This window comes from Rhizobium brockwellii, from assembly GCF_000769405.2.
GTDB classification, from domain to species: Bacteria; Pseudomonadota; Alphaproteobacteria; order Rhizobiales; family Rhizobiaceae; genus Rhizobium; species Rhizobium brockwellii.
This window is the reverse complement of the sequence record NZ_CP053439.1, coordinates 372,900-385,038: the sequence shown is the minus strand read 5'-3', so window position 1 is coordinate 385,038 and position 12,139 is coordinate 372,900. Positions and strand designations below refer to the sequence as shown.

Annotated in this window: 11 protein-coding genes; 6 read left to right on the top strand and 5 right to left on the bottom strand. The window is 60.6% G+C overall.

Annotated features, from left to right (window positions below; genetic code table 11):
• Positions 1 to 28: 28 nt before the first annotated feature.
• The 5 genes from RLCC275e_RS01925 to RLCC275e_RS01905 are packed head-to-tail and all read left to right on the top strand — an operon-like array spanning position 29 to position 4,440.
• On the top strand, positions 29 to 901 hold the full coding sequence (locus tag RLCC275e_RS01925) for a carbohydrate ABC transporter permease (protein ID WP_033181620.1): 873 nt from the start codon (positions 29 to 31) through the stop codon (positions 899 to 901).
• The gene (locus RLCC275e_RS01920; RefSeq protein WP_033181619.1) at positions 901 to 1,710 is read left to right on the top strand and encodes a carbohydrate ABC transporter permease; all 810 of its coding nucleotides are present in this window, start codon (positions 901 to 903) and stop codon (positions 1,708 to 1,710) included. The genes RLCC275e_RS01925 and RLCC275e_RS01920 overlap by 1 nt, the downstream gene beginning before the upstream one ends.
• Positions 1,707 to 2,807 carry an ABC transporter ATP-binding protein gene (locus RLCC275e_RS01915; RefSeq protein ID WP_082229766.1) on the top strand — a complete coding sequence of 367 codons (1,101 nt, stop codon included), beginning with the start codon at positions 1,707 to 1,709 and terminating at the stop codon, positions 2,805 to 2,807. Before RLCC275e_RS01920 ends, RLCC275e_RS01915 begins: the two co-directional genes overlap by 4 nt.
• Positions 2,808 to 2,818: 11 nt before the next feature.
• On the top strand, positions 2,819 to 3,574 hold the full coding sequence (gene nagB / locus RLCC275e_RS01910; protein ID WP_033181618.1) for a glucosamine-6-phosphate deaminase: 756 nt from the start codon (positions 2,819 to 2,821) through the stop codon (positions 3,572 to 3,574).
• Positions 3,571 to 4,440, top strand: a complete 870-nt coding sequence (locus tag RLCC275e_RS01905) for an ROK family protein (RefSeq protein WP_033181617.1) — start codon at positions 3,571 to 3,573, stop codon at positions 4,438 to 4,440. Before nagB ends, RLCC275e_RS01905 begins: the two co-directional genes overlap by 4 nt.
• Positions 4,441 to 4,533: 93 nt before the next feature.
• On the opposite strand, the gene RLCC275e_RS01900 is transcribed toward RLCC275e_RS01905, so the two are convergent.
• Positions 4,534 to 5,403 carry a LysR family transcriptional regulator gene (locus RLCC275e_RS01900; protein WP_033181616.1) on the bottom strand — a complete coding sequence of 290 codons (870 nt, stop codon included), beginning with the start codon at positions 5,401 to 5,403 and terminating at the stop codon, positions 4,534 to 4,536.
• Positions 5,404 to 5,493: 90 nt separating this feature from the next.
• Between RLCC275e_RS01900 and RLCC275e_RS01895 the strand changes: the two genes are divergently transcribed.
• Positions 5,494 to 5,730 carry a hypothetical protein gene (locus RLCC275e_RS01895; RefSeq protein ID WP_033181615.1) on the top strand — a complete coding sequence of 79 codons (237 nt, stop codon included), beginning with the start codon at positions 5,494 to 5,496 and terminating at the stop codon, positions 5,728 to 5,730.
• Here the strand turns inward: RLCC275e_RS01895 and RLCC275e_RS01890 are convergent.
• From RLCC275e_RS01890 to RLCC275e_RS01875, 4 genes are all read right to left on the bottom strand, one after another.
• Positions 5,703 to 7,550 carry a methyl-accepting chemotaxis protein gene (locus RLCC275e_RS01890; protein ID WP_033181803.1) on the bottom strand — a complete coding sequence of 616 codons (1,848 nt, stop codon included), beginning with the start codon at positions 7,548 to 7,550 and terminating at the stop codon, positions 5,703 to 5,705. The genes RLCC275e_RS01895 and RLCC275e_RS01890 overlap by 28 nt on opposite strands.
• A gap of 232 nt (positions 7,551 to 7,782) precedes the next feature.
• Entirely contained in the window at positions 7,783 to 10,314 is a 2,532-nt protein-coding gene (locus tag RLCC275e_RS01885) for a methyl-accepting chemotaxis protein (protein WP_033181614.1), read from the bottom strand.
• Between the two features lie 314 nt (positions 10,315 to 10,628).
• The gene (locus tag RLCC275e_RS01880) at positions 10,629 to 10,772 is read right to left on the bottom strand and encodes a hypothetical protein (protein ID WP_012756101.1); all 144 of its coding nucleotides are present in this window, start codon (positions 10,770 to 10,772) and stop codon (positions 10,629 to 10,631) included.
• Between the two features lie 141 nt (positions 10,773 to 10,913).
• The gene (locus RLCC275e_RS01875) at positions 10,914 to 12,134 is read right to left on the bottom strand and encodes a BaiN/RdsA family NAD(P)/FAD-dependent oxidoreductase (protein WP_033181613.1); all 1,221 of its coding nucleotides are present in this window, start codon (positions 12,132 to 12,134) and stop codon (positions 10,914 to 10,916) included.
• Positions 12,135 to 12,139 lie beyond the last annotated feature (5 nt).

Below are 12,139 nucleotides of genomic sequence, written 5' to 3'. Positions count from 1 at the left end.
CGGACGTGGCTACACTGCGGGGATCATTATGCTCAACGACGCGACAAAGCTTTTCTATCAGCCGGTGATTGCCTTTTTCGGCGCGGTCTCGGTGGTCATCACGATCTATGTCGTGTGGCTGACATTGCACAATATCAGTCTGATGCGGCCAGGGCAGGAACAGTTCATCGGGCTGGACAACTACTTGCGGCTTCTGCTCGACCCGCGCGGCCTCAATGCTCTCTGGCGCACGGTCCTCTTCACAGTGCTGGCCACGACCATCGAACTGATCATCGGCCTTTTCGTCGCCTTGCTGCTCGACCGGGAATTCCATGGCAAGAGGATTGCGCGAGCTATCATGCTCGTGCCCATCGTCATGACGCCCATCGTCGTCGGGCTGACATGGCGTTTCATGTTCGACCCGTCGAGCGGTATGGCGAACTACCTCCTGTCCCAGCTTCATCTCGGTCCGGTCGACTGGCTTGGCAATCCAAACGTCGCCCTGTTCTCAGTGATGATTGCCGACATCTGGCAATGGACACCCTTTGTCGTGCTCTTGACGATGGCGTCACTGGAAGCGCTGCCGGGCGATCCGCAAAACGCCGCGCGTGTCGACGGCGCTCGGGAGTGGCAGGTTCTCTGGCACATCACCTTGCCAGCGCTTCACCGTGCGCTTCTTGTCGTCGCCCTGATCCGCGCCATCGACAGTGTGAAGACCTTTGACATCTTCTACATCATGACCCGCGGCGGGCCAGCGCTATCGACGGAAACACTCAATCTCTACGGCTATATTTCGGCATTCACCAATTTCGACATTTCCTACGCCCTGACCATTGCCATGGTGTTGACGATCTTCACCAATGTCGCGCTGCTGTTGCTGTACAACCTGGCCTTCAAGGCTCAAGCACGGGGAGCCGCGTGATGCGCAAAATGGCCTTCTATATCGCCGTCCTCGTCCTCATCGTGGTCGTGCTGTTTCCGCTCTACTGGGTGGTAGTCACATCGGTAAAGACGACAAAGGATGCCTTTGCGATCCCACCGGTTTGGTTCTTCGAACCGACCTGGGAGAACTACCAGCGCGTTCTCAACAATGGCGTCTTCATTCGCGCCTTCATGAACAGCGTCCTTATCTCCATTACGGCAAGCGCTATATCGGTGGCGATCGGTGCGCTTGTCGCCTATGGGCTCGTGGCACAGGAAGAACCGGTGCGCCGCAGCAATGAAAAGTTCGTGCTGAGCCTCAGGATAGCACCACCCCTGATCTTCATCATTCCCACGTATTTTCTGGCCGCGCAGTTGAAATTGCTCAACAATCACTGGGTGATCATTGCGGTCTACGCCTTCATCAATGTGCCCTTTGCCATATCGCTGCTCATCACCTTCTTCGAGGACATACCGAAGGAGCTGCGCGACGCGGCAAAAGTCGACGGCGCACGCGAACTGACGATCTTCTGGAACGTGTTCCTGCCGGTTGCCAAGGGCGGAATCGTCGCGACGATGATCCTGTGTGTGCTGTTTACCTGGAATGAGTTCTTCATCGCCCTCGTCCTGACCGGGCGGGACACCCAGACACTGCCCGTCAGTATCACGTCGTTCCTGACTTTTCAGGGGGTGCAGTGGGGACCGCTGACGGCAGCCGCAACGCTTGTCATGCTGCCGATGCTCGTTCTCGGCATGTTGGTTCAAGGCCAGGTCGTACGTGGCATGTCACTCGGAAGTATAAAAGGATGACCGGCATGATCCAGGCCAACAAGCAGTCGCTTTCCCTACGGAAAATCACAAAATCCTATGGCCCGATCTCGGTGCTGAAAGGGATTGATGTCGAGGTCGATGAAGGCGAGTTCGTCGTCCTTCTCGGCCCCTCCGGCTGCGGCAAATCCACCCTGCTGCATGCGATCGCGGGTCTGCATTCGATCGACTCTGGAGAAATCGTGATCGAGGGTCGACCAGTGACACACATCCCGACACGGGAGCGCGATGTCGCAATGGTGTTCCAATCCTATGCGCTCTACCCGAACATGACGGTTGCGCAGAACATCGGCTTTCCGCTCCGGATGCGCAAACTCTCGCGTGAGACAATTTCGCAAAGGGTGTCGGAGGTCGCACGCCTCTTGCAAATTGAACCGCTTCTCGAGCGGAAGCCGCGCGAGCTTTCGGGTGGCCAGCGCCAGCGTGTTGCCATCGGACGGGCTCTTGTGCGCGACCCGAAGATTTTCCTCTTTGACGAGCCGCTGTCGAATCTCGATGCGACGTTGCGTGTCGAGACACGCGCCGAGATCAAGAGACTGCACGAGCGCGTCGGAAAGACAATGGTTTATGTGACCCACGACCAGATCGAGGCCATGACCCTAGCGACCAGAATTGTCGTGATGAACAAGGGCGATATTCAGCAGGTCGGCTCGCCCTATGAGATCTATCACAAACCGGCCAACACCTTTGTGGCCCGGTTCGTCGGCTCGCCGTCCATGCAGTTTATCAGCGGCCGCCTTGTTATGGATGGGACCGCAGTGATCTTCACGGATGGAAAGGATTGGAAACTGCCTCTTCCACTCCCAGGACTTTCCGAAGGCATTTCGGGAGACGTCATTCTTGGTGTGCGGCCGGAACACATAAAGTTGGCCCGTCACGATGAGGAGGGTCATGACGCCATCGTCGACCTGGTCGAGTCGACAGGCCCTGAGGACAACGTCACTTTATCGATCAACGGACAGACGGCGACAGCCAGGCTGGAAACCGGGAGCACCGCCCCTGGGCAGACGATCAAGGTACAGATAGCGGCCGAGAAAGCGTCCCTTTTCGACGCCGCGACTGGACAACGCCTGAATTGAACGGAAAAACCATGGAAATCATCGTCAAGGATACAGTCGACGAAGCCTCTGCCATCGTCGCGGAAATTCTCCTTCGGCAAGTCGAAGAAAAGCCGGACTGCGCGCTCGGCTTGCCGACGGGAGCGACGCCGCTTGGGGTGTACGCTCGTCTGATTGAGGACTTTCGAAACGGCTGTGGTTGCTACAATCGTGCCCACGCCTTCAATCTTGATGAGTATCTTGGGATTCCAGGCACCGACACTGCATCCTATGCCTTCTACATGCGTGAAAACCTGTTCCGGCACATCGATTTCATGCAGAGAAATATCCATATTCCGGACGGTTCAGCTGCGGATGCGAGCGCGGAGGCCACGCGCTACGAAACGCAGATTGCAGCGCGTGGAGGCATCGACCTGATGTTTCTCGGCCTTGGCCGCAACGCCCACATCGGCTTTAACGAACCAGGATCCCCGCATGACACCCGCACCCGGCGGGTTGCGCTGACAGCTTCGACGATGGAAGCTAATGCGCGCTATTTCGCACCGGGCTCACGCCAACCCACGCATGCCATCACGATGGGAATCGGCACTATTCTAGAATCGCGGAGAATCGTTGTTCTGGCGACCGGCATCGAGAAGGCCAGCGCGGTTGCGGCAAGCCTTGCAGGGCCAATAACAGATGCCGTTCCCGGCTCCGCGCTCGCACGCCATGCCCATACGACCATTGTGCTGGACAGGGACGCCGCCCACGAGCTTGATCGCATACTGGCGTTGGAGATTGACGCGTGACGAGGCCGGTGCTTGCCATCGATATCGGTGGAACAAAAACGATGACGGCGCTCGTGTCTGACGCCGAAGTCCTTGAGGAGGTGACCGTTCCAACACAGCGTTCTGACGGACCGGATACCTGGCTCACCAACGCCCACGCTGCCGCGGAGCGTTGGCATGGTAAGTATGATGCAATCGGCCTTGCTGTGACGGGCTTCATCCGCAATGGGCTTTGGTCAGCCATGAATCCTGAGACACTCGGAATACCTGAAAACTACCCTCTGGTCGACGAAACCTCGGCCTTGTTTGGCGCACGCGCCCTCGCGATGAACGACGCTCAGGCGGCGGCGTGGGGCGAGTATCGCTTTGGCGCCGGGTCTGGTGGCGATCTGGTTTTTCTGACCGTATCGACGGGTGTCGGTGGAGGTATCGTCATCAACGGTCGGCCACTTGGCGGTCTCGCTGGGCATTTCGGGCTGATGCAAAGTTTTGGCGGTAGTTCCACTTATCTGGAGGACCAAGTGTCCGGGCGCTGGATGCAGGCAGAAGCGGCGCGACAGGGATTTGGCGCCACGCCCGCCCCCGACATTTTTAACGCTGCGCGGAACGACGAAACTTGGGCGAAAGCGATCGTTGCACGATCTGCGCGTGGGATCGCCATGCTTTGCCGGGATATTCAACTTATACTCGATCCCGCGGAGATTGTGATTGGAGGTGGTGTCGGCCTTGCCGAAGGCTATCTCGATCTGGTTCGCGATATCAGCATTCAAGCCCCCTCCGCCATAAGATCGAACATAGTGCCCGCTAAACTGGCTGCACGGGCTGGAGTTATCGGAATTGCCGATCTTGCAAGCCGATTACTTCTCTCAAATGGTCAGGCGAAGTGACAAATTCGCGCTGACCAGCGGTCGGAGGATGTACGCGGATATGCGCTCAGGCGAGCGCGGTGGGCGCTGGTGCGCCGGCTGATGCCATAAGCTTCAGCCGCGGCTCGGTCGTTTTCCGGCGAAGAGATCGGCATAACTTTTGATCAGTTTGGTCATGCGGTCGGCGACCGTGCGGATCTCCGGGCGATGGCGGTCCTCGGCATTCATGACGATCCATTGCCGGTGGCGCAACTCCGGCAACTCGCCGCCCTGCCGCTGCAACTCGGGATGGAGATCGCCGACGAAACAGGGAAGCACGGTCTTGCCGACGCCGGCGCGCACCAGATCCGGCAGCGAACGCGGTCGATTGACGGTGGCGACGATCCCTGTTGCGGCATGGGCGTGCGGCCAACGCAGATAGGCCGATATCGCCTCTTCCTCAGCAACGGCAATCCAGCGCTCGTCGGTCTCGGCGGCGTTGCGTCTGATATAGACGGCATAGGCCACCTCTCCGAGCTGACGTGCGGCGAGATTGGCCTCCTCAGGCTCGAAGGCGCGAATACCGATATCGCTTTCACGATAGGCAAGGCTTGCCCTCGCCTCGCCGATGGTAAGCGAAATGGCGAAGGCATCGCCCGGCATGCGGATTGCGGCGAAATTCTCGGTCAGCAGCCAGGCGAGCCAGGTGCCGGCGGCGACCCTGACGGTCGTGCCGCCCTCGCCGGATTGCCGCCATGCCGCCACCTTGCGGGCGGCGGCCTCCATCTCCTGCAGGTGATCGAGCAGCGCCTGGCCATCCTGGGTCAGACGGTATCCGGTCTGGCTGCGCGAAAACAATGCGCGGCCGATCTCCTGCTCGAGATCGAGCATGCGCCGGCCGACGGTCGCAGGACTGAGCCCGCTTGCGGTGCTTGCCCCCGTCAGCCCGCCGAGCCGGGCCACCTGCAGGAAAAGCTGATAGGAATCCCAACTCGCGTTTTTCATTGATGAAAAACATAGCGGGATTTTTCCCGTTTATAAAGAGAAATTCGACGCCTAGATCAGGTGATGTCTTACACAGGAAAGGACATCGTCATGATCGACATGATCACCATCGCAGGCACCATCGGCTATCGGCACTCTCCCAAGCGAAGCGGTTGCAAGGCGGAGGAGGATAGATTCTATGCCGAGTTCGGAAACAACAGCCTCATTGGCTTCGCCGCCTGGCTGCCGTCACTCGACCTCAATCTAGGAAGACGCCGCAAGGCTGCGGCGCAATCCCGCAGCGGCTGCGGCTGCGCGGTTCAGGCGACTCTTCTTGCTCCGAGATGAGCCGGTGCCGATTCTGCGACGATGCGGAAGCGCTCGATCAGCGCCATCAGCGTATCGGCCTCGCCGGCAAGCAGGCGGCTTGCCTGCGTCGTCTCGGCAACCATCGCCGCGTTCTTCTGGGTCATCTGGTCCATGGCGTTGACGGAACCGTTGACCTCCTGCAGTGCGGCCGACTGGTCGCGGCTGGCGGTGGCGATGGTTTCGACATGGCCGCTGATCGCGATGATCTCCTGGCTGATCGAGGCAAGGACGCTGCCGGTCTTCTGGACCAGTTCGGAGCCTGCCGTCACTTCGCGGCTCGATGTCTCGATCAGCGACTTGATCTCGCGCGCCGCATCGGCCGAGCGCTGGGCAAGTTCGCGGACTTCCTGGGCGACGACGGCAAAACCCTTGCCCGCCTCGCCGGCGCGCGCCGCCTCGATGCCGGCATTCAGCGCCAGAAGATTGGTCTGGAAAGCGATGTCGTCGATCACCTCGATGATCTGCTCAATGCGCTGCGAAGCCTGCTCGATGCGATCCATGGCGGCGACGGCATCGCCGACGACGGCGCCGGAACTGTCGGCCGTCTTCTTGGTGGCAGCCACGACATTGTTGGCTTCACGGGCACGCTCGGCGGAAGAACGAACCGTCACGGTGATCTCTTCCACCGCGGCTGCGGTCTCCTCGAGGTTCGCCGCCTGCGCCTCGGTGCGTTTCGAAAGCTCGCCGGCAGAAGCGGAGACAGCGCTGCTGTTTCGCTGGATCGTCGACGCGCTGTCACGGATACCGGACAGCGTATCCTGGAGCCGCAAGAGAGAAGCGTTGAAATCGACGCGCAGCTGCTCCAGCCGGCCGACGAAGGGCGTGCCGATCGTCTGCGAGACATCGCCCTGCGACAGGCGCCCGAGGCCGGCGGCGAGCTGGTTGACGGCAAAGTCGATCTGGCCGTCGAGCGAGCGCTTGTCGGCATCGTTCCTGGCCCGTTCGGCATCGCTCAAGGCGCGCTGTTCGGCAGCCTGGGTTTCCAGGTCGCGCCTTGCGCGGGCGCTATCGCTGAAAAGCGCCAAGGCCCGGCCGATGTCGCCGAACTCGTTCTTCTTTTCGACACAGGGGATCGCCCCTTCGAGATCGCCCGCAGAAATCGAGTGGACGCTCGCGGTCAGCGCCTGCAAAGGCTTCACCGACAGGCGGATCGCATAAAAGGCGAGAACGCCGACGATGAGCATGACGACAAGACCGACACCGAGAACCAGCATCTGCAGCTCATACATGCGCTGGTAATAGACCTCCATCGGAATGCCGATGAAGAGAATGCCGACATTGGCGTTCGAGGCATTCTTGATGGGGAAATAGCCGGTCATGAACTTGCGGCCGAAAAGCTCCGCCGGACCGTAGTAAGCCTCGCCTCTGGCGAGAACCGGCTGGGCGGGGTGCTCGGCGATCAGCTTGGTGCCGACGGCGCGGTCGCCGTTTTCCTTCTTGACGTTTGTGGATATGCGGACGTAGTCGCCGCCCTGCTTTTGGAAGATGGTCGCGACACCGGCGATCGACTGCGCCGTGCGATCGACCAGCGAATGATCGGCAAGGGCCGGAATGGCGTCTTCGGTAACAGCGGAGAGCTGATTGTCCTTCAGTTCGACCTTTGCAGCCTGATCGGCCGCACCGTAAAGAACAGCCATCGCCCGGGCGGCGTCCTTCGCGTCGGAGACGGCCCCGGCCATGACCTGATGGCTCAGATTGTAATAGGTCACGCCGACGATGGCGGCCGTGCTGATCGCCAGCAGAAACAGCGTGATCGCAACGATCTGGCGTACGATCGACGTAGAGAAAAGGCGCAGCATCGAGACCCCCGGGAGATAGACCAAGGTTAAATTAGACTAAAAGCGTTAAGGAAGATTCTCCGTAAATCAGGGCTGTCGGAGCTATTCATCGGTCTCGTTTTCGGACGGACCATCTCTGCGTGATGGCCGCGCCGCCGCTCGCAATCCGACCGGAGCGCGATTTCTGCGAAATAAAGAAAAACGGCCCCGGAAAACTCCGGGGCCGTTTGCACGAAGGCGGGTCGGTCGATGATCAGGCGGCGCGATAGACCGGCGCACCGGTCGCTTCGCCGTCGATCTTGAACTGCTGAATGAGCCGGCGCAGCGAACCGGCCTCGTCGGCCAGTTCGCGGCTGGCGGCAGTCGTCTCCTCCACCATGGCGGCGTTCTGCTGCGTCATCTGGTCCATCTGGTTGACCGTCGCGTTGACGCTCTGCAGCGCGTTGGATTGGTCATGGCTGGCGCGAGCGATCATCTCGACATGCTGGCTGATCGTGACGATCTGGGCGCTGATCTTGGCGAGCACCGTGCCGGTCTCCTGCACGAATTGCGAGCCGGAATTGACCTCGTTGGTCGACTTGTTGATCAGCCCCTTGATCTCCTGCGCCGCGGCTGCGGAACGCTGGGCAAGCTCGCGGACCTCCATCGCGACCACTGCGAAGCCCTTGCCGGCTTCACCGGCGCGCGCCGCCTCGATGCCGGCGTTGAGCGCCAGGAGGTTGGTCTGGAAGGCGATCTCGTCGATGACGCCGATGATCTGCTCGATCTGGCGCGAGGCACCTTCGATGCGGCTCATCGCGTCGATCGCATTGCTGACGACGACGGCGGAATCGTCGGCGCTGCGCTTGGCCTGGCGGACGATCTGGTCGGCATCCTTGGCGCGTTCGGCCGACGAGCGGACCGTGACGGTGATCTGATCGACGGCAGCCGCGGTCTCTTCGAGCGAGGCAGCCTGCTGTTCGGTGCGCTTGGAGAGATCCTCGGCAGACTGGGCCATCTGGTTGCCGTTGCCCTGGATCAATTCGACATTGTCGCGGATCTGGCTCATCGTCGCCTGCAGGCGCATCATCGAACCGTTGAAATCCTGGCGCAGCTGTTCGAGACGGCCGATGAAGGGCGTTTCGATCGTCGTCGAGATATCGCCCTGCGACATGCGTTCGAGGCCGGCGGCAAGCGCATTGACCGCGAATTCGATCTGACGATCCATCTCGCGCTTTTCGGCGTCGTTGCGCTGGCGCTCATGTTCGGCGGCGGCGCGTTCCTCGTCGCTCTGCTCCTCGATGCGGATCTTTGAGATGGCGTTTTCCTTGAAGATGCCGAGCGCGCGGGCCATGTCGCCGATTTCATCGTGGCGCTGCTCGCCGGAGATGCTGGTATCCAGCGCCCCTTCGGCGATGCGGCGCATGGCGGCGGTGATGTGGCTGATCGGGCGCTGCAGTGTCAGCACCAGGGCAATGCCGCCGAGGATCGACAGCAGGATGCCGAGACCGGTGGTCATGACGGAAATGCTGTTTGCCTGCGTGCGCTCGGTGCCGGCCGTCTGCTTCTGCAGCTCGGCGAAATCAGTCAGCTTTTTCCAGATCTGGTCGAGCTCCTGGCGGGCGGCGGCATAGGCGGTGACGCGCTCGCCGATCGTGTCGACGATCTTCGAGCCGCCGCCGGAGATGACGTCGAGCGCCGGCTGGATCGCGCCGGATATGCCTTCGGCAAAGCCCATGCCCTTGGCGCTGGTGACCAGCACCTGCATGTCCTTGCCGAGCGTGCCGGCCTGCTGCTGCAGGCGCACGAGATTTTCCTTGCTGGAGTCGGCGAGAAAGTCGGAAAGAACGATCTGCAGCGAATAGACGGAATTTTCGAGACGCCTCGTATCCTGCAGGACCGAGTTGGCCTGGGCGATCCGGCCGTCGAGCGCGGCGAATTCCTGGGTCGCGTCACGCATCTTCTGCGTTGCGGTCAGCTGCGTATAGGTCGACGTCTGGCGAAAGCGCGAAACAAGGCGGCCGAGTTCGGTTGCCGTCTCGTCGGTCGGATTGGGCGTCTGCACGATCGCCTTGATGCCGTCGATGGTCGCAGCCAGCGCGTCGATGACATTCTTCTGATTGGTCGGAACGGAGATGGCGATCAGACGCTGCGATTTGATGATCTCTGGCATCTGTTCGTTGATGAAGGCGATCTTGTCCTGCGGTGTCTGCGGCTTGCTGAAGCCGCTGGCGACGGTGCCGAGGAAATCCCCGCCCTTCAGCAGGCGGTCGGCCGTGCGAAGGGTGCTGGTGGCGGCGCTCTCGTCGCTCTGGACGGTGCTCTGCAACTGTTCGGCCTGGTAGGACACGGTGAAACGGGTGCTGATCACGCTTTTCTGGGCCGCGTCGATCTGCTCATGCAATGCCTGTTCCTGCTCGTGCAGGGCCCAGAGCTTGCCGACGACGCCGGAAATTTCCTTGGTGCGGCGCGATGCCTCCGCAAGGCTGTCGCGGCCAGCGGCCTCTTCACCGACCTGGTTCAGCGTCTGGTCGAGCACGCCTTGCTGGGTCTTCAGATCCGCAAGCAGCTTGTCGCGCGCCTCAGGGCTGGTGACGCGCAGGAAATCATCCATCGAACCATAGAGATCCTTGAAGCCGCTGAGCGACTGCAGCACGCTGTTGGATATTTCCATGCGGCCCTGCAGAAGTCCCGAAGCGTAGAGGCCGGTCAGGCCCACCGCCGAAATGGTGACGACGAAAGGCAGAACGAAGATCAGAACCTTCGTCTTGATCCTGAAGCGGGAAAGAATCTTATCAATCAACATGGCGTTCCGGGCCTTTCATACACCACTCCTCCCGCAGGCGGCCACATGGCGCCAGCCGGGTGCACATCGAGCTGTTCTTATTTTACATTGGGGAACCCGGAAGCCAGGCGGCAGTCATTGCCAGTTCATGTCCAAACAACTTGGAGATGCCCAAATATTCGCGAGCAATTGTGTCAGATTAGATATTAATTTTCGGATAAGCAGTGACGGCGGGTTAAGCCAAGGCAGTGAAATAGTTGCAAAATTATGGGCCGCGTCGTTGCGGTGAGGTGATCACCCATGCCGGAACGTTTGCTCCAGGCCTGCGGACGGGATCAGATGAAGTGCGAGAGCAGCAGCGCGAGGCTGGCGGCGGTGGCGCCGGCTGCAAGCATCAGATAGCGCAGGGCGACCATTCGAGCGTTCGGCTTTGCCTCGGCAATTGCGATGGCGCGGGCGCGTCGTGCGTTTCTGTTCATTGTCGAAACCTCACTTCTCTCTGACACAACAACAATCCAACAAATCGGCTTGCCGGTAAAGCTTAATTTAGGAACGACCTTGCAAACCGCCAATTGAGACAGGATGGCGCACCTCTATTAAGAAGTCTTGAATCGGCTTTTCTAGGCCCATTCGCCCGCGGCAAATCCGGAAGCCCAGGCCCACTGAAAATTATAGCCACCGAGCCAGCCGGTGACGTCGACGCACTCGCCGATGAAATAAAGGCCGGGCACGGCTTTTGTTTCCATGCTGCGGGAATCGAGCGCTGCCGTGTCGATGCCGCCGAGCGTCACTTCGGCGGTGCGGTAGCCTTCCGAGCCGGACGGTTTGACCGCCCAGTTCTGGACGCCGGCGGCAAGACGCAGCAGCGCCTTGTCGGGCAGGTCGGCCATGTTGCCGGAGATCTTTTCGCGCTCGACGAGAAATTGTGCCAACCGCTTCGGCAGGATGTCGCCAAGGGCTGTCTGCGGCGACTGGCGGCCATTGAGCTGCTTTGCCGTCTTCAAATGCGCCGCAATATCGATATCCGGTTCGATGGCGACCACGACCTCGTCGCCCTCGCGCCAATAGGAGGAAATCTGCAGGATGGCCGGGCCGCTCAGCCCGCGATGGGTGAACAACAGCGCTTCGCGGAAGGCGGTCCTGCCGTGGCGGATTTCGGCCGGGGCGGCAATGCCGGCGAGCGGCGCGATGCTTTCCAGCAGGCCGGGATCGAGCGTCAGCGGCACGAGGCCGGGTCGAGTTTCGAGCACAGCCAAGCCGAACTGCTCGGCGAGGCGATAGGCAAGGCCGGTAGCGCCCATCTTCGGGATCGACTTGCCGCCGGTGGCGACGATCAGCGACGATGCTTCACAGTGACCTTCGCTCGTCGATACCCGGAAGCCGGATTCGGTCTTTTCGACGCCTGATATCTCGGTGGCGAGATGCAGCACTGCACCGGCCATGCGCATCTCGGCCAGCAGCATGCGGATGATATCTTTGGCGCTATCGTCGCAGAAAAGCTGGCCGAGCGTCTTTTCGTGCCAGGCAATGCCATGGCGGTCGACCATGGCGATGAAGTCGGCAGGTGTGAAACGGGCGAGCGCCGATTTGCAGAAATGCGGGTTGGCGGAGAGGAAATTCTTCGGTCCGGCATGGATATTGGTGAAATTGCAGCGGCCGCCGCCTGATATGCGGATCTTCTCGCCGGGCGCCCTGGCATGGTCGAGGATGACGACCGAGCGGCCGCGTTTTCCGGCGCGGATGGCCGCCATCATGCCCGCCGCTCCGGCGCCGATGACGATAACGTCGCTTTTGCGCTGCAAACCCGTTTCCCCGATCAAAATCACGTCTTCTTTTTCCATCAAAG

What these genes read in the sequence shown, in the direction of transcription:
- RLCC275e_RS01925 (WP_033181620.1), top strand. Translation starts at nt 29, where the DNA reads ATGCTCAACGACGCGACAAAGCTTTTCTATCAGCCGGTGATTGCCTTT.
- RLCC275e_RS01920 (WP_033181619.1), top strand. Translation starts at nt 901, where the DNA reads ATGCGCAAAATGGCCTTCTATATCGCCGTCCTCGTCCTCATCGTGGTC.
- RLCC275e_RS01915 (WP_082229766.1), top strand. Translation starts at nt 1,707, where the DNA reads ATGACCGGCATGATCCAGGCCAACAAGCAGTCGCTTTCCCTACGGAAA.
- nagB (WP_033181618.1), top strand. Translation starts at nt 2,819, where the DNA reads ATGGAAATCATCGTCAAGGATACAGTCGACGAAGCCTCTGCCATCGTC.
- RLCC275e_RS01900 (WP_033181616.1), bottom strand. Translation starts at nt 5,403, where the DNA reads ATGAAAAACGCGAGTTGGGATTCCTATCAGCTTTTCCTGCAGGTGGCC.
- RLCC275e_RS01895 (WP_033181615.1), top strand. Translation starts at nt 5,494, where the DNA reads ATGATCGACATGATCACCATCGCAGGCACCATCGGCTATCGGCACTCT.
- RLCC275e_RS01890 (WP_033181803.1), bottom strand. Translation starts at nt 7,550, where the DNA reads ATGCTGCGCCTTTTCTCTACGTCGATCGTACGCCAGATCGTTGCGATC.
- RLCC275e_RS01885 (WP_033181614.1), bottom strand. Translation starts at nt 10,314, where the DNA reads ATGTTGATTGATAAGATTCTTTCCCGCTTCAGGATCAAGACGAAGGTT.
- RLCC275e_RS01880 (WP_012756101.1), bottom strand. Translation starts at nt 10,772, where the DNA reads ATGAACAGAAACGCACGACGCGCCCGCGCCATCGCAATTGCCGAGGCA.
- RLCC275e_RS01875 (WP_033181613.1), bottom strand. Translation starts at nt 12,134, where the DNA reads ATGGAAAAAGAAGACGTGATTTTGATCGGGGAAACGGGTTTGCAGCGC.